Annotated in this window: 18 protein-coding genes; 2 read left to right on the top strand and 16 right to left on the bottom strand. The window is 64.5% G+C overall.

Translation table 11 applies throughout. The features are described from left to right. Positions 1 to 10 precede the first annotated feature (10 nt). From pqqB to pqqF, 3 genes are all read right to left on the bottom strand, one after another. Entirely contained in the window at positions 11 to 922 is a 912-nt protein-coding gene (gene pqqB / locus RAM80_RS14695) for a pyrroloquinoline quinone biosynthesis protein PqqB (RefSeq protein WP_416427201.1), read from the bottom strand. Positions 923 to 1,006: 84 nt separating this feature from the next. After that, entirely contained in the window at positions 1,007 to 1,078 is a 72-nt protein-coding gene (pqqA, locus tag RAM80_RS14690; RefSeq protein WP_010209364.1) for a pyrroloquinoline quinone precursor peptide PqqA, read from the bottom strand. Positions 1,079 to 1,250: 172 nt separating this feature from the next. After that, positions 1,251 to 3,704: a pyrroloquinoline quinone biosynthesis protein PqqF gene (gene pqqF / locus RAM80_RS14685; protein ID WP_416427200.1), complete on the bottom strand. Its 2,454-nt coding sequence runs from the start codon at positions 3,702 to 3,704 to the stop codon at positions 1,251 to 1,253. Positions 3,705 to 4,150: 446 nt separating this feature from the next. Here pqqF and RAM80_RS14680 point away from each other — a divergent pair. Continuing rightward, positions 4,151 to 5,514 (top strand): IS3 family transposase gene (locus RAM80_RS14680; protein ID WP_416422410.1). Its coding sequence is split into 2 segments (ribosomal slippage): positions 4,151 to 4,616 and positions 4,616 to 5,514, totalling 1,365 coding nucleotides; the frame shifts between segments, so codons are not numbered across the junction. 340 nt (positions 5,515 to 5,854) lie between these two features. After that, positions 5,855 to 6,996, top strand: a protein-coding gene (locus RAM80_RS14675; protein ID WP_416422999.1) for an IS3 family transposase whose coding sequence is annotated in 2 segments (ribosomal slippage) — positions 5,855 to 6,104 and positions 6,104 to 6,996 — 1,143 coding nt in all. Because the reading frame shifts where the segments join, the coding sequence is not laid out codon by codon here. Positions 6,997 to 7,255: 259 nt separating this feature from the next. On the opposite strand, the gene RAM80_RS14670 is transcribed toward RAM80_RS14675, so the two are convergent. The 13 genes from RAM80_RS14670 to RAM80_RS14610 form a co-directional block, all read right to left on the bottom strand. Beyond that, positions 7,256 to 8,332, bottom strand: a complete 1,077-nt coding sequence (locus tag RAM80_RS14670) for a polysaccharide biosynthesis/export family protein (protein WP_416427199.1) — start codon at positions 8,330 to 8,332, stop codon at positions 7,256 to 7,258. A gap of 52 nt (positions 8,333 to 8,384) precedes the next feature. After that, positions 8,385 to 9,797 carry an undecaprenyl-phosphate glucose phosphotransferase gene (locus RAM80_RS14665; protein WP_416427198.1) on the bottom strand — a complete coding sequence of 471 codons (1,413 nt, stop codon included), beginning with the start codon at positions 9,795 to 9,797 and terminating at the stop codon, positions 8,385 to 8,387. Positions 9,798 to 9,812: 15 nt separating this feature from the next. After that, positions 9,813 to 11,015, bottom strand: coding sequence for a glycosyltransferase family 4 protein (locus RAM80_RS14660; RefSeq protein WP_416427197.1), 1,203 nt, complete (start codon positions 11,013 to 11,015; stop codon positions 9,813 to 9,815). Positions 11,016 to 11,057: 42 nt separating this feature from the next. Then, positions 11,058 to 12,164, bottom strand: a complete 1,107-nt coding sequence (locus tag RAM80_RS14655) for a glycosyltransferase family 4 protein (protein ID WP_416427196.1) — start codon at positions 12,162 to 12,164, stop codon at positions 11,058 to 11,060. 31 nt (positions 12,165 to 12,195) lie between these two features. Further along, a complete protein-coding gene (locus RAM80_RS14650) occupies positions 12,196 to 13,506 on the bottom strand; it encodes a hypothetical protein (protein ID WP_416427195.1) in 1,311 nt (436 codons plus the stop codon). Positions 13,507 to 13,512: 6 nt separating this feature from the next. Next, entirely contained in the window at positions 13,513 to 14,835 is a 1,323-nt protein-coding gene (locus RAM80_RS14645) for a hypothetical protein (protein ID WP_416427194.1), read from the bottom strand. Continuing rightward, positions 14,804 to 16,051 carry a glycosyltransferase family 4 protein gene (locus RAM80_RS14640; protein ID WP_416427193.1) on the bottom strand — a complete coding sequence of 416 codons (1,248 nt, stop codon included), beginning with the start codon at positions 16,049 to 16,051 and terminating at the stop codon, positions 14,804 to 14,806. The genes RAM80_RS14645 and RAM80_RS14640 overlap by 32 nt, the downstream gene beginning before the upstream one ends. Continuing rightward, positions 16,048 to 17,049 (bottom strand): glycosyltransferase, encoded by a 1,002-nt coding sequence (locus RAM80_RS14635; RefSeq protein ID WP_416427192.1) that lies wholly within the window; start codon positions 17,047 to 17,049, stop codon positions 16,048 to 16,050. The genes RAM80_RS14640 and RAM80_RS14635 overlap by 4 nt, the downstream gene beginning before the upstream one ends. Before the next feature lie 36 nt (positions 17,050 to 17,085). Further along, positions 17,086 to 17,598, bottom strand: a complete 513-nt coding sequence (gene rfaH / locus RAM80_RS14630) for a transcription/translation regulatory transformer protein RfaH (protein WP_416427191.1) — start codon at positions 17,596 to 17,598, stop codon at positions 17,086 to 17,088. Between the two features lie 70 nt (positions 17,599 to 17,668). Further along, on the bottom strand, positions 17,669 to 19,879 hold the full coding sequence (locus tag RAM80_RS14625; RefSeq protein ID WP_416427190.1) for a polysaccharide biosynthesis tyrosine autokinase: 2,211 nt from the start codon (positions 19,877 to 19,879) through the stop codon (positions 17,669 to 17,671). A 2-nt stretch (positions 19,880 to 19,881) separates the two neighbouring features. Beyond that, complete coding sequence (locus tag RAM80_RS14620) at positions 19,882 to 20,328, bottom strand: low molecular weight protein-tyrosine-phosphatase (RefSeq protein ID WP_416427189.1); 447 nt, start codon at positions 20,326 to 20,328, stop codon at positions 19,882 to 19,884. A gap of 7 nt (positions 20,329 to 20,335) precedes the next feature. Beyond that, complete coding sequence (locus RAM80_RS14615) at positions 20,336 to 21,265, bottom strand: glycosyltransferase family 2 protein (protein WP_416427188.1); 930 nt, start codon at positions 21,263 to 21,265, stop codon at positions 20,336 to 20,338. Then, positions 21,262 to 22,779: an oligosaccharide flippase family protein gene (locus tag RAM80_RS14610; protein ID WP_416427187.1), complete on the bottom strand. Its 1,518-nt coding sequence runs from the start codon at positions 22,777 to 22,779 to the stop codon at positions 21,262 to 21,264. Before RAM80_RS14610 ends, RAM80_RS14615 begins: the two co-directional genes overlap by 4 nt. Positions 22,780 to 22,783: the final 4 nt, after the last annotated feature.

Genomic DNA, 22,783 nt, shown 5'->3' with positions numbered 1-22,783 from the left:
GCTCACACTCCTACAGTTCGATGCTCATGCCATCGAAGGCGACTTCCACGCCGCGGCGGGTCACTTCGGCGCGCTCGGGCGAGTCTTCATCGAGGATCGGGTTGGTGTTGTTGATGTGGATCAGCACCTTGCGCGGCTTGCTCAGCCCGTCCAGCACTTCCAGCATGCCGCCAGGGCCGTTCTGGCACAGGTGGCCCATCTCGCGGCCGGTGCGGGTCCCCACGCCACGGCGCTGCATCTCATCATCCTCCCACAGCGTGCCGTCCACCAGCAGGCAGTCGGCATCGGCCATGTGCCCCAGCAGCGTGTCGTCCACCTGGCCCAGGCCCGGGGCGTAGAACAGCTTGCCGCCGGTGCGCAGGTCTTCTACGCGCAGGCCCAGGTTGTCACCCGGGTGCGGATCGAAGCGGTGCGGCGAATAGGGCGGTGCGGCGCTGCGCAGCGGGAACGGGGTGAAGCGCAGGTTCGGGCAGGCGGGGATGGTGAAGCTGCCTTCCAGCTCGATGCGGTTCCACTGCAGGCCACCGTTCCAGTGGCTGAGCATGTTGAATAGCGGGAAGCCGGTGGTCAGGTCCTGGTGGACCATGTCGGTGCACCACACCTGATGCGGGCAGCCTTCGCGCAGGCTCAGCAGGCCGGTGGTGTGGTCGATCTGGCTGTCCAGCAGGATGATGGCGTTGATGCCGGTGTCGCGCAGGGCGCGGGCCGGTTGCATGGGCGCAAAGCCCTGCAGCTGGGCGCGGATATCTGGCGAGGCGTTGCACAGGACCCAGTGCACGCCGTCATCGGACAGGGCGATCGAGGATTGGGTACGCGCCTTGGCATTCAGGGTACCGTCGCGGTAGCCCTTGCAGTTCACGCAGTTGCAGTTCCACTGGGGGAAACCGCCACCGGCGGCAGAACCTAGAATCTGGATGTACATGGGAGGCCTGTGACGTCTGACTTCAGGATGGACAGCAAAAATAAAAACGCCCCGGCTGACCGAGGCGCTGTACTGCGATAAAAATCAACGGCTGGCGAAGTACATGGTGACTTCAAAGCCGATGCGCAGGTCGGTGAAAGCTGGTTTGGTCCACATAGGGTGACTCCTTCTGGGTGATGGATGAAAGTGGTACTGGTGCAACACATCAGAGCCATCTCCGCTGGGAGATGTTCATCTGCTTAGGGCCCTATCTTACTAAATTCCGGTGTACTGAAACGTTAAATTGCATTAACACGGCTGAGAAAGCTCATTACAGCCTGCGTAATGATCACTCCGCCACTTGCCACTGCGCGCCTACCGCCGGGCCGTTGGCCAGGCACAACCAGCCAGCTTGAGCCTCCAGCAATTGCCCGGCGGCCTGCAGCAGTGAATCGCTGCGCAGGCGCCCGAAGGCCTTGCGCAGTTGATCGATGAAATCGGACGAATGGCCACCCAGACGCGCTTGCCAAAGGCTTTCGGCGGCCTGGCCCAGTTCCATGTCGGCCAGGCTGGTGCGCGCGGCCAGGTCGCGGCACTGGTTGCTCAACGAGGTGCCGGACTGGGCGCGGATCAGCGCTGGCAGCGCGGCCAGGAACGTCTCGATATGCCCCAGGATCTCGGCCATCGGCGTGCTGGGCGACTGCACGCCAAACAGCAGGCCCGGGCGCCCGGCTATCTGCCGGAAGCCGCTGAACACCGCGTAGCCCAGCTGCAGCTCGACGCGCATGCGCTGATAGAACGGCGCCTGGCACAGTTGCCCGAGCATCTGCCAGGCGGCCTGGTCGATGATGTCTTCGCCGGCCGCCGGGCAGAACAGCAGCAGTGCCTGCTCATTGGACTCGGTGGCCACCTGGCTCCAGGTGCGGCCGTGCAGCGGCAGCGGGGGCTGGCACAAATGGCCGTCGGCGCGGCCGGGCATGCGCAGCAGCGCCACGTTGATGGCCTGGCTGACACCCATGCCCAGGCCCACGGCCAGCCCGTCCCAGCGGGCTTCGTGCCACAGGCGCTGCAGCAACGGCGGTTGCAGTTGCTCGTCGCGGCCGCGTGAAGGCGCCTGGAAATAACCCAGGCTGTGCTCCGGCAAGCGCTTGAGCAGCTCGCGGATGGGAATCAGGGGCGCAGGCGCGCTTAGCTGGCTGGCCTGGCGCCACACTTCGGGGGCCGGCTGCGTAAGGTTTTCCAGCGCCTGCTCGACCAGCGCCGGCATGGGCTCCTGCACCCCGCACAGGCGCAGTTGCCAGTCGTCGCCCAGGCTGGTGAAGGTCATCTGCACGCCGGCCTGGCTTGCCTCTGCGCGCAGCTTGGCCAGGTTGTGGTCCAGCAGCCGCCAGAGGCTGGCGCGCTGGGCTGACTTGACCCGCCAGCGCAGGTACAGGCAGCCCTCGGCGCTGGCCGACTGCGGCGTGTTGACCACGTCCAGGCAGGCGGGTGGCGGCACCATCTGGTCCGGGCGGCGGCTGGGGCGCAGGAAGCGGTTGCGCTGGGGCAGGCGCCATTTGACGTCGGTGTCGGTGGCCAGGCGTGCCAGCGGGCCATGCAGAATGGTGTCGCCGCGCAACTGGCCGAGCAGGGCGCGCAGGGCGTTGATGGCGGCCTGGCCGATGCCCAGGTCGTGGCCCTGGCCGAAATGCTCGCTGTCATGGCGCGCCAGTTCCAGGGCGGTGCTCACCAGCTGCCGGCGCTGGCGTAGCAGGCGGTATTCCTCGCGCAGGCTCTGCCAGTCGTCGTGGGACTGGAAAAACTCCAGCCAGGCCAGGCACAGCTCACTGATCAACGGGCGCATGGGCTCGCCGGCGGCGGTCAGCTTGCACTCGATGTTCAGCACCGCCTGGTCGTCGAAGCAGTACAGCGGCGTCAGGCTCAGGCCTTCCGCGAGGCCGCGGCGCTGCAACTCGGCCAGCAGGCCGCCGGGTTGCTGCGACGTCAGCCAGGTGGCCAGGAAGTCGATGGCGGTAGCGCTGTCGCCCGGCACCTCATGGCAGGCGAACACCAGGTTCAGCCGGCTGGGGTCCAAGACGTCCATGGCCGTAGGCGTGGTGTCCAGCAGGGCCGGGCTGGCCTTGCGCGGGCTGAGGCTGCCGGCACGCAGCTGCGCGCCGGCCTTGTGCGCCAGTTGCCGTAGCTCGTCCAGCGGCTGCGGCCCGGCCAGGCACAGGGTCATCTGCCCGGTCTGGTAGAAGCGCTGGTAGAACGCCAGCAGGCTGTACTGGAATGCCTCGCGCGGCACCGGCAGGCTGTAGCGGTTGCCCGCGTGGAAGGCGCGCAGCGGGTGGCTGGCGGCAAGCGGCGCGGTCAGCCACTGCAGGTGACGGGCTTGGGGGTCGCGGCTCCAGGCGATGAACTCGGCATGCAGCACTTCGCGTTCGCGCAGCTGGTATTCGCGCTCCAGGCGTGGCTGGGCGAGCATTTCGCACAGGCGCTCGAGGGCGCCGGGGAAGGACTCGGTGGGCAGCTCGAAGAAGAAGTCGGTGGTCCGCTCGCGGGTGCTGGCGTTCAGTTGCCCGCCGTGGCGCTGGACGAACGGCATCAGCGCGTTGTCGTCGTGGTAGCGCGCGGTGCCCAGGAAGAACAGGTGTTCGAGGAAGTGCGCCAGGCCGGGGAACGCCGGGTCGGTGTCATGGCTGCCGGCCGCCACGCGCAGGGCGGCGGCGCCGCGTTTCAGACGCGGGTCGTGGCGCAGCTGCACGCGCAGGCCGTTGTCCAGCACCAGGGAGGCGAATTCAGGGGGGGCGGCATCGGGCATGACGGTTCCGTTGGCATTGCGGTATGTGGCTAATGCTAGCGGAAGTTTGCCAAGGCATATAACGCAAAAAGCCCGCCGGGTTGCCGGCGGGCTCTTTTGAGATCGTGTTGTTGCTGAAATCCCGGACGGTAGTCCTGCGGACTGTTTTTGATCTTGATCCCGTGAGGCCTTTGATCTTGATTGTGTGCCCCATAAAGCGCCAGGGCCGACTGGAGGCGTTGGCCAAGCGGGCTGAGGCGTAGCCGAAGAAGACGGAACCGGAGGCGCTTCTATTCCGGGCCGTCGTCCGCTTGGGCGACGCCGGAGGGAGGGGACCCGCAGCGAAGCGGAGGGACCAAGCAGGGGCAAGCCTTTTTTGGTTACTTTTTGGGGCGTTTGCCAAAAAGTGACCCGGCGTTGAACTGACCCCCGAATGTTGGACACCTGACCTCGCCGGAGGGTGTTCAATGACGAAGTACGACCGATCGCTCAAACAATCACTGATTGAGGAATGTCTGTCTGCGGGCAGTGTTCATGAGGTGGCAATCAAGCATGGCCTGAGCCCATCGATCCTGCGCCGCTGGGTCAAAGGCTATGAGACGCACGGCGCCGCAGGTTTGGCTGCCAAATACAGCCACTACGATGCCCAGTTCAAAATGAAGGTGTTGCAGTGCATCGAGCAAGAGGGGCTGTCAACCCAGCAAGCGTGCATACGGTTTGATATCCGCGGCCCGAGCAGCATCAGGCAATGGAAAACGCGGTACGATGCAGGCGGAATTGAAGCACTTCAATCGCATCGTCACCGAGAGCCCAGCGTGTCCCGCAAAACCTCCAAAGCACCCACAGTAAGTCCTGAGAACCATGCGGACGCTGACCTGACACCTGAGCAAATGCTCAAGGAGCTGGCCTATCTGCGCGCCGAGAATGCCTATCTAAAAAAGCTCGATGCCTTGATCCAGGCGGATCCTCGGACTGCGCAATCAAAAAAACGCAGGCCGTCCAAGGATTGAGGCAGGTATATCCACTTGCTTTGCTGCTTCGTGCTGCCGGGTTGGCGCGCAGCACCTTCTACTACCAAGGCAAGGCACTGCTGACTGACAAGCATTCTGATCTGAAAGACCGCATACGCAGCGTCTATCACAAGCATCGAGGGCGCTACGGCTATCGCCGCATCACCGCAGCCCTTGGGCGCACTGGTGAGTCGGTCAATCACAAGAAGGTGCAGCGTCTGATGCAGTTGATGGGCCTAAAATCGCTGATCAGGGTGAAGAAGTACCGTTCTTATCGGGGCGATGAGGGGCTTGCCTCACGTAATCTGCTTAAGCGCGAATTCAAGGCAGAAGCCCCCAACCAGAAATGGGCGACCGATGTGACGGAGTTCAACGTAAGAGGGCAGAAGTTGTTTCTTTCGCCTGTGATGGACCTGTACAACGGAGAAATCCTGGCTTACCAGACCAACCGCCGCCCTGAGTTCAATATGGTTTCGAGCATGTTGGAGCAAGCTTTTGGGCGGCTTAATCAAGGTGACAAACCGATCCTGCACTCTGATCAAGGCTGGCAGTACCGCCAGCCGACCTACCGGCACATGCTGGCCGAAAAAAACATTGAGCAGAGCATGTCGCGCAAGGGCAATTGTCTGGACAACGCCGCCATGGAAAGCTTTTTCGGCACGCTCAAGAGTGAGTTCTTCTACCTGGAATCTTTTGAGAGCGTGGAGCAACTGGCATCAGGGCTAGAGAGCTACATCGACTACTACAACCAGGAACGCATAAGCCTCAGATTGAATGGCTTGAGTCCGGTACAATTTCGGACCCAAGCACGGAAACACTAACCCTTGTCCAACATTAGGGGGTCAGTTCACGTAAGGCCGGAAAGGTGACTGTGCATCACCTTCGGTAATGGATATGTTCATGATGGTCGGATCCCGCTTCTGACGTTTCTGGATATATCCATTTTCGTGGTGCGACCACCGACCGTTTCGCCCTTACGGCGACTCACTTTTTGGCAGTCGCCCCAAAAAGTAAGCAAAAAGGGCTTGCCCCTGCTTGGGCCCTCCGCTGCGCTACGGGTCCCCTCCTTCCGGCGCCGCTCAACGGGCAGACTGATGTGGCCTAATTATCCCGGACACGCCCAAAGGAGCGGTAATCTACCGCTCAACCAAGAGGTGTTCGATGTCCCGACGTAATTTTTCGACAGAGTTCAGGCAAGAGGCAGCAGCCCTTGTTCTTGATAGTGGCTACACCACTCCAGAAGCCTGCAAAGCCATGGGCGTGGGCCCGACCGCACTGCGTCGGTGGGTGGAACAACTCCGCCAAGAGCGTTTTGGCATCACCCCTGAAACGGCCTCTGCCATGACGCCTGAACAACAGCAAATCCAGGCGCTGCAGGTAAAAATCCGCAAGCTCGAGCTGGAGAAGGAAATCTTAAAAAAGGCTACCGCTCTCTTGATGAACGATTCCCTCGATCGAAGGCTTTGATCGATGCGTTAAGTGAGCGTTTCTCGGTGACTGATTTGTGTCGTGTTTTTGGGATAAGCCGCAGCGGTTATTACGAGCATCTCAAGCGCCGCAATTGCCCCGATCCAGACCGGGAACGGCTGAAAACGTTGGCCACAGGGCTGCACGCCGAAAGTCGAGGCTCCATGGGCGCACGAGTATTGTCTGCGGCGCTCAAGGCCCAGGGCGAACAGGTGGGGCGTTTTTTGGCCGGGCGGTTAATGGCCGAGGCTGATTTGCGGAGCATTCAACGTCGGCCAAACCCTTATCGCCTGGCCACGGTGGAGGCAAAATTTGCACCCAATCTATTGGAGCGCCAGTTCGAAGTGTCGGCGCCCAATCGGGTTTGGTGTGGTGATATCACCTATATCTGGGCGGGGACGCATTGGCTCTATCTGGCGGCTGTCCTCGATCTGTATGCCCGGCGGATCGTGGGTTGGGCCATCTCCAAAAGCCCCGATTCGGCATTGGCGTGCAAGGCATTGGAGCTGGCTTATCAGGCCCGCGGAATGCCCGACAAGGTCATGTTTCATTCGGATCAAGGCTGTCAGTACAGCAGTGAGCTGTTTCGCGACAAGCTTGAAGGATTCGGGATGAGGCAAAGCATGAGCCGGCGTGGAAACTGCTGGGATAATGCACCGATGGAGCGTTTTTTCAGCAGCCTGAAGTCAGAATGGATACCCAAGAAAGGCTACCAGGACGAGGCGAAGGCCAGGCCGGATGTGCTTCGATACGTGATCCATCATTACAACCAGGTCCGGCTTCACAGCCATAACGAGTACCGCACGCCGGTGGAGCATGAAAGGCTGGCGGCGTAGCTCCTAAACAAATGTCCGGGATTGGTTGACCAGATCAGACGGCACCCGCTATAGAAGCCTGCGGGTTACCGTCTCTTCGGCCTGCGGCCTCGGCCCTTCGGGCAGCCCGTTGATCGACGCCTCCAGTCGGCCCTGGCGCTTTACGGGGCATACAATCAAGATCAAGAGCCAGATCAACAGCAGATCAACAGCAGATCAAAAGCCAGATCAACGGCAGATCTAGATCAAGGTCAGGATCAGTTGCCGGCCAGCATCTGCCTTAGTGGCTGAACGCGGCCGTCGTCCCTACGACAGTAGCCGAGGGCAGCAGCTGGCTGATGAAGCGGTTCCAGCGAGTAATGTTGGCCGGCCCGACGAACACCACGTCCGAAGTGCGTAGGTCAAACTGGCGCGCCAGCAGGAAAGCCGTGGGCTTCTTGGCGTTGAGGTAGAACACCGTCGGCGGCTGGCCGTTGCCATCCTGGGCGCCGCGGATCACGTAGATGGCCTCGGCGTTGGCGGTTTCCTGGCTCAGGCCGCCGGCGTTGCCGATGGCTTCCATCAGGTTGAAGGTACTGGTGCCGTAGTTCATCACCTGGGGCTTCTGCACCTCGCCCAGCACGTAGACCTTGTTGGCGTGGTCGTTGCCCAGGTGCAGCTGGTCGCCGTCCTTGAGGTAGATCTCGTTCAGGCGCGAGTCGGTGCGGTTCAGGGTGTCGATGTCCATGATGTATTCATGGCCATCACGCTTGAGGATCAGGTTGGCCAGGTTGGCGTCGCTGGTCTCGCCCCCCGCGCGGCTGATGGCGTTCACCAGGTTCAGCGGGATGTTGTTCAGCGACTGCGGCCCGGGGTTTTTCACCGCCCCGGAGATGATCACCTTCTGGCTGTCGTAGGCCTGGATGTTGACATCCACCTGGGCGCCCGCCAGGTATTGGCCCAGGGCTTTCTGCAGGTTGGAACGGAACTCCGGCACGGTCAGGCCGCCGGCCTTGATCGAGTTGATGTAGGGGTAGTACAGCGTGCCGTCCAGGCGCACCACGCGGGCGCTGGCCTCGACCTGGGTCTGGGTGGTGGGCGAGTTCAGCTCGGCGTGTTCCCACACGGTGATGATCAGGTTGTCACCCGGGCCGATGCGGTAGTCACCGGGCCGGTAGCTGGTGAGGGCAGCGGGTATGGGCTGCGGCTTGTAGATGGTTCGCTGCTGGTTGACGGTGGCCGAGGTAATCGGCACCACTGTCACCGGCCCGGTGTCCTGGTCTTGCGCATCATCGGGGGTCATGTGCTGGCCGGGGGCGAAAGCGCACCCTTGGACCAGCGCGGTAATGAGCAACACGCCGAGTATCGATCGCTTCATGGCAAAGTCTTCCTTGGAGAAGGCATTTTCTCCGGCATTGGTCTTATAGAAGTCAGAAAGCGTTTTTGTGCACGAAACCCTTCACCAGGGTCAGCACAATGATTTTCAGGTCCAGCCAGACGGACCAGTGTTCGATGTAATCGAGGTCGAACTCGATGCGTTTCTGCATTTTGTCCAAGGTCGTGGTCTCCCCGCGCCATCCGTTGACTTGAGCCCAGCCGGTGATGCCGGGCTTGACCTTATGCCGCAACATGTAGCCGTTGACCTGCTTGCGGTACTGCTCGTTGTGCGCCACTGCATGGGGGCGAGGGCCGACGATCGACATGTCGCCGCGCAACACATTGAAAAACTGGGGCAACTCGTCCAGGGACGTGCGCCGCAGGAAGGCCCCGAAAGGCGTTACCCGGCAATCGTTGCGGCGGGCCTGCACCACCTCGTGGCCGTTTTCCTGCACGGTCATGCTGCGGAACTTCCAGACCATGATCGGCCGCCCATCTAAACCATAGCGTGTCTGGCGGAAAAACACGGGGCCAGCGGAGGTCAATTTGATGCCCAGGGCGATCAGCAGCATCGGCAGGGCGATCATCGCCAGGATCAGGCTGCTGACGACGATGTCCTCGAAGCGCTTCACCAGCTGGCTGGAGCCGTCCATCGGCGTGTCCACCAGGCTGATGCTGGTCAGGCCGTTGATGCTTTCGCTGCGGGCATGCAGCAGGTCGAACATGAACACGTCGGGAATCAGGTAGACCGAGGCCGTGGTGTCGCTCAGGCCCTTGACCAGGGTGCACAGCGACGGCTCGCAGCTCATGGCCAGGGTGATGTAGACCTTGTCGATGCGCCCGGCGCGGGCGTCCAGCACCAGCTGGTCGAGGCCGCCGAGCACGGGGATCCGGCGATTGAGCTGGTCCAGGGCCATCTGCTGCGGCGCATCGTCGTAGAAACCCAGCAGGCGCAGGCCCATCCAGGGCGCCGCGGCGATGGAGCAGGCCAGCCGCTCGCCCACGGTGCCGGTGCCGACGATGGCCACGCTGCGGGTGTTGAAGCCGCGGCGGCGCAAGGCCTGCAGGGTGCTGCGGATCAGCAGGCGGTAGCCGCACAGGGCGAACAGTATCAGGGCGAACCAGGCGATGCGCTGGCGGTCCAGGACGATCTCGGGCCCGGTCAGCAGGTAGTCAGCCAGCATCACGCAGCAGAAGGTCAGCGCCCAGTAGTTGAAGACCCGCATCAGCTCGCGCTTGACCCGCTCGCCGCGCCACGAGCCGTACAGTTGGTGGTACTCGCACAGCCAGTGGAAGATCATCACCGTGGCCATCAGGCGCAGCCAGGTGTCGCTGTCGTGCAGGCGGTCCTGGAGCCAGGCGAACCACAGGCTGCAGGCCGCGATCACCGCCAGGTCGAGGGCACGATGGGCCAGGGACAAGGCCGACTGGTGGGCCTGGAGGATGCCTTTGAAGGGTGTTGCCATGACAGACCTCCCCACTCACAAGGTTTTCACGCTGGCAGCCAGCACGGGTGCCAGGCTCAGGCGCGGGCCATTGGCGGCCAGGGGCAGGGCCACGGGCGGATGCTCCTGGGCCCAGCGGCTCTCGACGAACTGGCGCATTTCCCGCTCGAAGCGTTGTTCGGAGAAGCGCTCGGCGTTCTCGCGGCAGGCCTGGGGCGTGATGCGGTGGGCGTTGCGCTCGAACTCGCAGACGCCCTCGATGATCGCGGCCATGGTCTGCTGGTGGTAGAACACCCCGGTAGGCTGCTCGTGATCGAGGCCGTGCACGGTTTCCAGGCTGCCGCCGCGGCCGAAGGCAATCACCGGCGTGCCACAGGCCTGGGCTTCCACCGGGCTGATGCCGAAGTCTTCCTCGGCGGCGAAGACGAAGCCCTTGGCGTTGCGCAGGTACTCGCGCAGGGCGGCGAACGGCTGGTAGCCCAGCAGGGTGACGTTGGACCCGCACACGGCCTGGCATTTTTCCATTTCCGGGCCGTCGCCGATGACGATCAGGTGCTTGTCGGGCATGGCACGGAAAGCCTCGACAATCATCGGCACGCGCTTGTAGGGCACCATGCGCGAGGTGGTCAGGTAGTACTCCTGCTTCACCGGTTGCAGGTCGAAGCCCTGGGTGTCCACGGGCGGGTAGATCACCGTGGAGTGGCGGCGGTAGGCCTTGTCGATGCGCCGGCCGATGAACTGCGAGTTGGCGATGAACTCGTCCACGGCAGCGGCGGTGCGTTGGTCCCACATGCGCATGTAGTGCAGGATCATGCGCGCCACCTTGCTCTTGAGGCCGTGGCTCAGGCCGGCTTCGTTCAGGTACTGGTGCTGCAGGTCCCAGGCGTAGCGGATGGGCGAGTGCACGTAGCTGATGTGCAGCTGGTCGGGGCCGGTGAGCACGCCCTTGGCCACGGCGTGGCTGCTGGAAATGATCAGGTCGTAGCCCGACAGGTCCAGTTGCTCGATGGCCAGCGGCATCAGCGGCAGGTACTGCTGGTAGCGGGTACGGGCCTTGGGCAGGTGCTGGATGAAGGTCGTCTGGGCGCGCTTGCCACCCAGGTGGGCGCGGTCCTCGTCGCTGAGGAAATCGATGACCGAGAACAGGTCGGCGTCGGGCCAGATTTTCAGCAGTGCGGCCAACACGCGCTCGGCACCTGCGTAAGTCACCAGCCAGTCATGGACGATTGCGATTTTCATGATGCCACCAATTGTTGTTATGGCAGGGCCGGGGCCCCGCGATTATTTGGGTACGCTGGCGTTCAAGGGCAGTGCGCCGCGGTGTGGGGGCGGTTCGGCGAGCAGGGTGTCGATGCGTTCGCTGACTAGCGCCGCCGAGCGCTCCCAGTCGAAACGCGACACGTTGTGCAGGCCCAGGGTGCGCAGTTGCTGGCGGATGCACTGGTTGGTCAGCACCAGGTTCATGGCCTGGCTGATGTGCTCCACGTCCAGGGGGTCGAAGTACAGCGCGCTGGACTGCAGCACTTCGGGAATCGAGGCGGCGTTGGCGGCCAGCACCGGGCAGCCGCAGGCCTGGGCCTCCAGGGGCGGGATGCCGAACCCCTCGTACAGCGAGGGGAAGACGAAGGCCGCGGCGCCCTGGTACTGGGTGATCAGCTCTTCGTCGCTGAGGCGGCCAAGGAAGCGAATGCGCGGGTCGCTGTTGGCCAGGCGCTCCAGGTTGGCGTCGGCGAAGATGCCGTTGGCGCCGCCGACGATGCGCAACTGCACGCGCTCGTGGCCCCGCAGCTGCAGGAAGGCCTGGATCATGCGGGTGAAGTTCTTGTGCTCGCTGGGCGATGACACGGCCAGCAGGTAGGGGCTGCGCTGCTTGCCGGCAACGCCGGGCTGGAATTCTTCGCTGACGGCGTTGGGCACCACCAGGATGCGTTCCTTGGGAAAGTCATAGAACTCTGAGATTTCCCGCCGCGAGAAGTCGCTCACGGTGATCAGGTTTTTCAGGTGCCGCAGCAAAATCGGCGTCATCACCCGGTAGCTGGTGCGGAACGCCCAGGTGTAGCTCCTGGGGTGGCGCACGTAGGTGATGTCGTGGTGCGTGGCGATCTGGTTGCGGTACATCAGCGGTGCGGTGGCGCCCAGCGACACCAGCAGCGGCGAGCCCTGGCTGCGCAGGTAGCGCGGCAGCTCCAGCTGTTCCCAGCGGTGGCCGCCATGGCGGCCGACGGTTTGCACATTGAGGCGCCGGGCGGTGTCGTGCATCTGGATGCGGTCGGGGCAGACGAACACCACGTCCTGGCGCCGGGCCTGCAGGGCCAGGCTCACCTGTTCGGCGAAGCGCTGCACGCCGCGCAGCTCCTGGGTGAGAAAACGAGCATTGATGACAACCATCGTTCGTTCCTTCAAGGCTTGGCCTTGTCGCTCAGCGGGTGAACAGCCAACTGGCTGTGCCCAGGCTGATGATTCGGGGGAAAACGTCCAGCGTGATGACCGTGGTGCAGTGCTCTTCTTCGGCCTTGGGGCACTGCCATTGCCCCGAGGTGACCCGGCCACGCTCGGGGTGGCGGGTGTCCAGGGTCTGTACCGGGCCCTGCTGACGGCCGTTGGCTTCGATCTTTACCTGGCGCGGCTGGCCGACGGTCCAGGCCACCAGCACCTGCTCGTCGCCCTTGGCAAAATTGAGCAGGTAGAGGTCACCGGCCTGCAGGCTCTTGAGGCTGTCGTAGCGGTACTGGGTGAGCACCGGGCTGATGGCCTTGAGCACGTTGTAGGCCGGCTTGGGCGCGAGGTTAGGGCGCAGCAGGCCGAAGTGGTGCTCGAACTCCTCCGCGTCGGTGCCGTCCTCGACCAGGTCGTACCACCACATGCCGCGGATGTTGGGCCGGGTCTTGGCCAGGAAGTAGGCGCGGGCCAGGTACTGGGCTTGGGTGTCTTCATCGATGCCGCATTTGCCGGTGTTGGTCGGCCAGCCCATCTCGGTCAGGTACAGCGGCACTGGCTTGCCGGCCAGGCGGGTCAGGCGCTGGTCGACCGCGGTCATCCACTGAATCCAGCCTTCCGGCGTCTTGCGCACGTCGCTGTCGCCGTAGCAGTGCACGTACGGGTGCAGGGACAGGCCGTCGACCCAGTCCGCGACGCCGCCCTGCACCAGCCGGTCGGCAAACCCTTCGTTGATGCCTGCGGTGGTGACGGCGCCGGCCAGCACCTTGGCCTTGGGGTCGTTCTGGCGGATCTGCCGGCTGGTCAGCTTGACCAGGGCCAGGTAGTCGTCGCTCAGCCTGCGGTCGCCCGCGCCGGCCAGGTCCCACTCGTTCCACACCTCGTACAGGTTCACCCGCCCGGCCATGGCGCGGGTGACGAAGTCCACGTAGCTGGCGAAGCCATTGCTGACCGCCGGGGTACGCGGCAGCGCGTTGTTCTCGTAGAACTGGTTGCCGTAGTCGAGGATCACCAGGTTGGCCATGCCCCGGCCAGTCCTGGCCGCGTCGTACTCGCGCCAGCTGGTGGGGAACTGCAACTGCCCCGGGGCCAGTTCCACGCGGGCCCAGTACGCGTCCTCGCGCACCGAGTTGATGCCGGCTTCGCTGGCCAGCTGAAACTGGCGCGCCAGCAGCGGCGAGCCGTCCATCAAATGGGTGGTGGTACCGACGATGAACGGCTCGGCGGCTGCCACCACTCCGGTAGTCATGGCGCCCTGGACGGCCAGGGCCAGATAGAGAGGCAGTCTTCGCATGATCGCTCACAGGGCTCGCACGGGCAGGGCAAGGGCTGGGGGTCGGAGTCTGGGCAGCGGGTTGGCGCGACGGGCTGCGGCAGGCATGGCCTTGCGGCGCAGGGCCACCGACACCGCGAAGCCCAGGAACAGTGCGGCGACCGAGGCTTCGGGCACGTCGGTGGTCCAGCTGACCAGGGTCAGGCAGAAGCACACGCTGACCAGCGCCCTGGACAGGCGCGTGCTCTTGTCACGCAGGCCGATCATCAGCGCGATCATCAGGCAGTACACCACCAGGCCCGCGGCACCGAAGGTGGCCCACAGGTACAGCGCGCTGTTGTCGGCCACCACCGGCGCGCTGGCGCTGTAGATGGGGAAGGCGCTGGCAGTGCTGCCGACCATGCCGAAGCCTGCGCCCAGCCAGGTCCAGCCCTGGCTCCACTGGTTGAACACCAGGTTCGGCCAGGTGTTCATCAGGCGGTCGTAAAACGACGCCAGTACGCCGCTCTGGGCCGAGTCCGCGTTGTTGTCGAAGGTCATCATCAGGCCCATCACCGGCAGGGCGATACCCATGGCCACCACTACCGTGAAGATCACCCGGCAGGTCAGGCGGTGTTGCAGCAGGGGCAACATCAGCACGGTGCAGGCGTAGGCCACGGCGGTGGACTTGTTGGTGGTGAGGTAGATGGCCACCATGCAGGTGCCGAACATCAGCAGCTTGAGGATGTTGGAGCGCATGAAGGCGGTCAGGTACAGGCTGAAGACGGCGATCATCACCGACAGCACCGTGGACATGCGGGTGAAGCCGGCGATGCGGTCCACGCCGTTTTCATTCCAGCTCATGTTGGCGCTGACCTCGGTGTCGCCGATGCTGTAGCTGTAGCCCTTCCAGGGCACCGCGGTGTACTTGTCCAGCGCCAGGCCTGCCAGCGACGCCGCCAGGCACAGCAACACCACCACCGCCAGCAGGCGCTTGCGGTGCTCCAGGTGCGTGCCGCACACCAGGGCGAACAGGAACGGGGCGTACATGTAGAAGGCGAAGCCGACGTTGTTCAGCGCTGCCCCGTGGAGCATGCCCAGCAGTGCCGCGCTGACCAACAGCAACAGGGTGATCCAGAAGCTGCGGCTGCCCTTGAACGTCAGCAGCTCCACGGCGAACAGCGCCAGGCAGGCGGCCTTGGGCAGGTACAGCAGCGCCGAGGCGCCGGCCTGGTCGAGGTAGAAGCGCAGGGCGCCGGAGAACGTCTCCACCACGATCAGGCTGATGGCCACCAGCACCACGATCAGGGACTTGCTGAGCGCGATGCGCGGTGCGCGGCTAGAGCGATTCGGAGGCAGGCTGGTTTGCATGATGGGCGCCTCGGTTCTGGTAAACCTGGAAGAACAGCTGTTGGTAACTGTCGAGCATGCGATCGATGTCCAGCAGGGGGGCCACGCTGGCCCGCGCCTGGCCGGCCAGTTGCCGGCGCAGCTCGGGCTGGCGGTACAGGCGCAGCATGGCCAGGCCCAGCGAGTCGGGCTCGTCGGGGTTGCACAGCAGGCCGTTGATGCCTTCGCGGATGATCTCCGGCAGGCCGCCGCGGTGGCTGGCGATCACCGGCACCGAGTGCGCGCAGGCTTCCACCGCGACCAGGCCGAAGGGCTCGTGCCACAGGGACGGCACCAGGGCGACGTCGATCTGCCGGTAGAAGCTCTCGGGCGACTGGTAGCCCACCAGGTGAATGTTCTCGGCATCGCCGATCAGCTGGCGCAGCTCGCGCTCGTAGTCCTGTTGCCCGCGCCCGGCGATCTGCAGGGTGGCGTTGAACGGCAGGCGCTTGAACTGCTCGATCATCCAGCGCACGCCCTTGTGGTCCGACAGCGTGCCCAGGAAGCCGAAGCGCAGCGGCTCACTGTGGGCCAGGCGGCCCTTGGGCCAGTGCGGCATGACTTCTTCCACCCGCGGGCTGGCGTTGTAGATCACATGGGACGAGGCGTTGCGGAAGAACCGCGCGTTGTGCAGGCGGTCGAGCAGGAAGTGGCTGACGCCCACCACCGCGTCCACCTGCGCCGAACGTTCGGCGTGGCCCTGGCGCAAGGTCTGGCACAGGGTGCAGGGGCCGTTGCAGCATTGGCGCTTCTTGAACATCAGGCTGCCGGGGCACAGCAGGTACATGTCGTGCAGCACCTGCACGATCGGCACGTCGGCCTTGGCGATTTCATCCCACACCGCCACCGACCAGCCACCCAGGTTGTGGCACACCACCAGGTCGATGCTTTCCTGCTGCATCACCTGCCGCACATAGGCACGCATGCCCATGTTGTAGCGGTCGCGCAGGTGCCAGCCCAGGCGCGCCAGGGCGTTGGGGCGCTGGTCGCTGAAGTGCCAGTAGGTGTTGAGCACGCCGGCGCGGTACACCTTCACGCCCTTGACCTGGTCCTCGACCAGGCCGGCCGCGGCGCCGGTGGTCAGCACGCACACGCTCATGCCACGCCGGTGTAACCCTTCGACCGTGCGTTGCAGCACGATTTCAGCGCCGCCGCCAATGTTTGGCGAGTACAGGCTGGAAAGGAAGAGCACGTTCATAGCGGGAACAACTTGTTGAGGCCAAGGCGGCCGGCTTCGCCATCGGCGATGGCCTGCTGCAGCAGGGCGAAGCGCGCGTGGGTGCCACGGCGCCAGGCCACCAGGTGCAGCAGGGTCATGAATACGGCGCGGTTGAGGCTGTACATCCAGCCCCAGCGGGCCCACACGAACTTGTCGAACCAGGCCTGGTTGCGGGCGGTGTAGTAGGCGCGCAGGTCGGAATCGCCGAGCAGGAAGGCCTCGTAGATGTTGCCGGTGCGGGCCTTGATGTTCCACGAGTGCTCCAGGTCTTCGAGCTGGGCATCGGTGACCAGGAAAATGTGCCCGCCGCTGGCGGTGATGCGCCGGGTGTATTCGGTGTCGTCGGCGTACAGGATCATGTCGGTGCGCGGCAGGCCGATGTTCTCGTACATGGCGCGGTGGCCCAGCAGGCCGCCATAGGTGGCGAACGGCAGCTTCACCAGGCTGTGGTGCAGGCTGTCGGCGTGGGGCTTGCCCCAGGGCAGGCGCCGCCACAGCTTGTAGGGCAGCTGGGCGATGTGGAAGCCGAAGCAGCTGGAACGGTGCGGGAAGGCGAAGCGCCGTGGCACGCCGGCGGCGATGTCGGCCTGGTGGGTGGGGCGGAAGCCCTGCACGGCCACCTGGGCGCGGCCCAGCTTGCGCGAGCACTCGGCCAAACGTTGATGCAGCAATTCGATGGCGCCGGGGGTTGGCGCGTTGTCGTCGTCCATCAGCCAGATGTATTCGGCGCCAGCCTGCAACGCGGCGTTGATGCCCACGGCGTAGCCGTTGGCCGAGCCGGTGTTGCTGGGCAGGTCGATGATCTGCACCTGGACGGGCCAGCGGCGCAGCAGTTGGCCCAGGTCGGCTGTGGCGGCGTTGTTGACCACGATCACCTGGGCGATCTCGGCGCAGGCCAGCGAGCGCTCAATCAGTGTTGTCAGGTAGTGAAGCCGGTCCCCGTAGGTCAGGGTGACCAGGGTGGTAGTCGCAAGCATGGCGGATCCCCCTCTTGTTGTTTGGCTGGCGCAGGTTCAGCAGGCTGGCAGGGCCACGCGCGACAGGCTGCTCTTGGGCAGGCTGACGCGCTGTTCGCGTTGCAGCAGGTTGAGCAGGATCACCGCCCGTTCCTGGCCGTCGTCGCTGAGGAAAATGGCCTGGATCTCGCTGTTGCCGGTGCGCACCATCACGGCCTCGCCCTGGTTGAAACTGGGCACCGGTTGCGGCGCGGCCAGGCGTTGGCGGATCTGCGCGATCAGGCTGGCGGGCACCGGGCAGGGCGCGCCGCCGAAGGCCACGATGCGGCAGACGCCACGGGTGGAGCGAATCGGGTACCAGCTGTCGCCTTCTTCCAGGCGAATGAACAGGTAACCGGGGAACAGCTCTTCCTCGACGGCCTTGCGTGCCTTGCGGGCGCTATCGGGGTTGGCCTTGAGCGGGCGAAAACACTCGAACTGCTGACGAATCAGGTGTTCTTCGGCACGACCTTCCTGGCGTGGCTTGGTCTGGATCAGGTACCAATTGGAACTGTCAGTGAAGTGGCTCATGGTGCTGTTCTCGCTTGCCCCCCGGCGGTGGCGCGGGGGGTGTCAAAGGCCTGGGGTCATGGCTGGCCGGTCACTTCTTGGAGGGGCCGTAGTTGTAGGCAGAGCAGTCGTATTCGGCCGTGGCAGCCTTGCGTTGGATGCCGTTGAAAATGGCACCCTTGACCAGCACGCCGTTCTGCGCGAGGCGGCGCTTGGCGCTTTCCACTTCCTTGATCGAGCTTTTGCCGAAGCGCGCCACCAGCAGCGTGGTGCCCGCCTGGCGGCCCACCAGGGCAGCGTCGGTGACCGCCATGATCGGCGGGGTGTCGATGATCACCAGGTCGTACTTGGGCGACAGCTCGCGCAGCAGCTTGTGGAAGTTGTCGTGCATCAGCAGTTCGGACGGGTTAGGCGCCGCGAAGCCGCAGGAGATGAAGTGCAGGTTGTCCACCGCCGTGGCGTTGATCACCTCGCGATTGCTCAGGCGTGCGGCCAGGGCATCCGACAGGCCGTGGCGCGGTTGCAGGCCCAGCACTTTATGCAGGTAGCCCTTGCGCATGTCGGCGTCGATCAGCAGCACTTTCTTCCCGGTCTGGGCGATGATCACCGCCAGGTTGGCGCTGACGAACGACTTGCCCACCGCCGGGCTGGGGCTGGAGATCATCAGCACATTGTTGCGCGCCTCGAGCATGGCGAAGTGCAAGCTGGTGCGCAGGCTGCGCAGCGACTCGACCGCCAGTTCGGTGGGTTCTGCGACGCTCAGCAGCTTGGCGTCGGCGCCGCCGCTGCGTGGCTGGCGGCCCTTGTTCAGGCGTTCCTGCAGGCGCGACAGTGGCACTGAGGCGTACACCGGGATGCCCAGGTTCTCGATGTCGTCGGGGTTGACGATGCCGCGGTCGAAGGCCTGGCGAATGAAGATGATGGCCACGGCCACCAGCCCGCCCAGCAGCACCGAGAGCAGCACGATCAGCTTGCGCATCGGCTTCACCGGTTCTTCGACGTTGGCGTCGGCCTTGTCGATGATGCGCACGTTGCCGATGTTGCCGGCGCGGATGATGTCCTGTTCCTGGGTCTTGTTCAGCAGTTGGGTGTAGGTCTGGTTGGTGACCTGTTGCTCGCGGGTCAGGCGCAGCAGTTCCTGCTGGGTTTCAGGCAGCACGCGGACCTTGGCCTGCATGGCGGCTTTCTGTGCTTCCAGCTGGTTGATCTGGTTGGTCAGCGCCACCTGGGTGGGGTGCTGGCGGGTGTACAGGCGGTCCAGGTCAGGGCGTTTGAGCTTGAGCTCGGAAATGGTGTTGTCCACCGACACCACCTGGTTGAGCAGGGCGGTGGTTTCCTGGCTGATATCCACCGACTTGCTGCGCATCTGGTAGTCATGCAGGGCGTCTTCGGCCTTGGTCAGTTCGCCACGCACGATGGGCAGTTGCGAGCGCAGGAACTGCAGGCGCTGTTCGGCTTCGGCCGAGGTGCGCTGCATGTTCTGTTGCAGGTACAGGCGGCTGACGTCGTTGAGCACGGTGTTCGCCTGGACCGGATCAGGGTCTTCCAGCGACAGGTAGACGATGCCCGAGTCCTTGCCGGCTTCCACCACCTTCAGCTTGTTCTGGTAGGCCAGCTGGGTCACCAGGGCGCGGTTGCGCGCCAGGTTGAACTCGGTGCCCGGGCGGGCTTGCAGGGTGTCGACCTTCAGGCTGATATCGCCGGCGCTGGCCAGCACGCCGACCTGGCCCTTGAGCAGCAGGTTGTCGTCGCTGTCGAGCACGCGGTACTGACCGTTGTCACCGGCCACCAGGGTCATTTTCTTGCCCAGCAGGCTGTCCGGCACTTCGAGGGTGGACACGGCGATCTTCTCGCCACCCCAGGCGAAGCTGTCCAGGCCCAGCACTGGCGCGGCCACTGGCTGTTCTGCGGTTGGCTTGAAGTGACGGGCCATGTAGCCGCCGATGCCGGGTACCCGCTTGGGCTGCTGGACGATGTCCAGGTTCAGCTCGCTGACCACCTGGCCCAGCACCGAGCGCGAACGAATCAGTTCGATCTCGGCGGTGGCCTGGGACACGGCATTGGGCTTGGTGTTGATTTCCGGAGTGGCGTCCAGGCCCACGCGCTTGGGTTCGATCTGGATCATCACGTTGGCCTGGTAGATCGGCGTGGCCAGGATGGCGAACGCCAGGCCGGCCACGGCGAAGCTGCCGACCACGGAGGCGATCAGGCGCTTGTGGTCGAACAGGGTGCGCAGGATGGTGGCCAGGTCCAGCTGAGTATCCTGGTAGTACTCCAGTGAAGAGCGGCTCATTGCAGTCATTTTTATTGGTCCTCGATACTCAGGTAGGGCATCCAGTCATCGACGCAGCGCGACAAGTGCGTGTAGGTCTGCTGAAAGGCGTTCTTGGGGCGACGGTAGGGGTCGGCGATCTGCAGGTCGTTCTGCCACTTGCCGATCAGGAACGCCTTGCCCCGTACTTCGGGGGCCAGGCGTACAACGCGGTGCAGTTGTTCGTGTTCCATCAGCAGCACCAGGTCGGCCCAGTGCAGCAGTTCGGGGGTAACCTGGCAGGCGCGGTGGTCGCCGCCCTTGATGCGGTTCTGCTTGAGCACGGCCCGGGCCTCGACGTCCATGTGTGCGCCGTTGTGGGCCTGCACGCCCGCCGAATTCACGGCCAGGCGCCCGGCCACCCGGTGGCGCAGCAGCGCGGCGGCCATGGGGCTGCGGCAGATGTTGCCGACGCAGACAAACAGGACGTTGCTGAACATGGCCGTCTCAGCCCCGCGCCGTGGACGCGGTGAGGCGCCGGAACAGGTTGACGCTGATGTTGCGGGCCATCAGCGCCAGGGCCAGCAGCTTCTTCACCGGCGAGATCGCCGACAGCGACAGCCCGAACACCTGCACCAGGCAGTGCTCGTACAGCGGCTGGTTGCCGATGCGGAAGTAGTAGTTGGCCAGCGCGCCGTAGGTGTTGAGGGTCATCTGCAGCTTTTTCTTGTCCGAGCGCATGGAGAACACGCCACCGCTGTGCACCCGGTAGGCCGCCGGGGCGATGTCACCCAGGTACTTGCCCTTGCCGTGGGCACCCAGCAGGCACCACCACACCAAGTCATTGAGCGGCGCGCCGCGCAGCTCGCGGGGCATGTCGTGCAGCACGTTGCGGAAGCAGGTGGTGAGGGTGGAAATGGGCCGGCCCTTCATCAGCTCCAGGCTGGTGGCGTCGCTCTGGCCCTTGCCTTGCAACTGGATGCCCTGCAGGCCCTGGTCGCTGAAGGCCATGGCGTCGTGGTAGGTCAGCACGTAGTCCAGGTGGGCTTCCAGGAAGTCGACCTGCTTCTGCAGCTTGAAGGGGTCGGTCCAGTAGTCGTCGCCCTCGCAGAAGGCGATGTACTTGCCGCGCGACAGGCGGAACAGCCCGGGGCAAGGGTGGTTGCCCTGCTGGTACTGGTTCTCGCTTTGCAGCAGCGCGCGGATGATGTTCGGGTAGCGCTTGGCGTACTCGCTGACGATGGCCGCGGTGCCGTCCGTGGAGCAGTCATCGTTGATGACGATCTCGAAGGGGAAATCGGTCTGCTGGGCCAGGAAGCTGTCCAGGGTCTGGGCCACGAAGCGCTCGTGGTTGTAGGTAGGGCAGACGATGCTCAGCAGCGGGTCGCGAGCAGGGCCCCAGTTTTTCATGATGTCGCTTTCGAGTCTGCTGTTCATCGTTGCGTGCTCGGTTTGTTGAAGATCAGGACCGCCCGTTGCAGCCAGGGCCGGTAGCTGCCGGCCACCAGCAGCAGGGTGACCAGCCCGCACAGGGCCAGGGCGAAGAAGGTCTGCAGGCGGTTGTCACCGACCAGGGCGTTGACCAGCGGTTGGGTCAGGGCCACGCCCAGGGCACTCATCAGGCTGATGCGCAGCACGTCCAGCAGCCACGACCGCTGGATGCCAGGGGCCAGGCGCCGGTGGATGAAGGCCGGCCACACCGCGAATGCCACCAGGCGCAGCACGAACCAGGCGACTGCGGCGCCCAGGGCGCCCTGGTAATGCACGGCCAGCATCAGCACCGGCACGGTGACCGCCACCGATACCAGGCTGTAGCGCAGGTGCAGGTGCATGCGGCCGTGGGCGTATTGCAGGTAGAACTGAAAACCGCTGAGGCAGAGGATGGCGCTGCCCAGCGCGTACCAGAACAGGATTGGTGCCACCCAGTTGGCGGCCTCGCGGTCGCCGCTCCAGGCGTAGATCAGCGCCCCGCCGTGCAGGGCCACCACCACGCCCAGGGGCACGATGAAGGTGGCGACGAAGCGGTGCGCGGCCAGGTACAGCTGCTGCATGTCGGCTTCGCGGCCCTGGGCCATCAGCGCGGTCATGCGTGGCAGCAGGGTCTGTACCAGCGGGTTGATCAGCATCAGGATGCCGGTGCTGACCAGCGCCACCAGCGAGAAGTAGCCGTAGTCCTTGAGGGACAGGGCCGACGACAGCAGCACCTTGTCCAGTTGCGTCAGCAGAATCCACAGCACCGCGGCGAGCGACAGGCTGGCGGCGAACGGCAGCACCGGCTTGACCAGCGCCCAGTTGAAGCCGCTGGCCAGCCGTGGCGGTGGCAGGCGGCGCCAGGCCTTGGCGGCGAACAGCAGCGCTTCGAACACACCCACCGCCGCCTGGAAGACGAAGAACACCACCGGGTCCTGGGACACCCAGGCCACCAGCGCCAGGCCGCCGAAGTAGCGCAGGGTGGCGACCGCGACGTTGGCACCGTTGAGCCAGGCGTGCAGTTCCAGGCCTTGCAGGCCGCTCTTGTACAGGGTGGCGTAGAGCCGGCAGGCCACTTGCGGGCCCATCAGTGCCACGCACAACGCCAGGGTGTGCGGGGCCAGGTGCTGGGCGTTCAACCATTCGCCGGCGATCCACGGGCTGGCCAGCCAGGTGCCCAGCACGCACAGCAGCGCCAGTGGCAGGAAGATCAGCTCGAAGGAGCGCAACAGCCAGCCGGCCAGGTGCTGTTCACGGGCCGCGCCCTGATGGTGGGCGACCTCGCGCACCAGCGACGGCGACATGCCGGCGTCCAGCAGGGTCAGCCAGGCCTGCAGCACGGTGTAGAAACCGATCACCCCGTACACTTCGGCGCCCAGGTGGCGCAGGTAGAACGGCATGATCAGGATCCCCACCAGCAGCGCATAGGCCTGGCCCAGGTAGCTGATCGTGGTGTTGTGCACCACCGAGCGCTTGGTCATCGCC

The organism is Pseudomonas sp. App30, assembly GCF_047947025.1.
Lineage (GTDB): Bacteria > Pseudomonadota > Gammaproteobacteria > Pseudomonadales > Pseudomonadaceae > Aquipseudomonas.
Note: the sequence above shows the minus strand (reverse complement) of the source record. Positions and strands in the feature narration are given on the sequence as shown.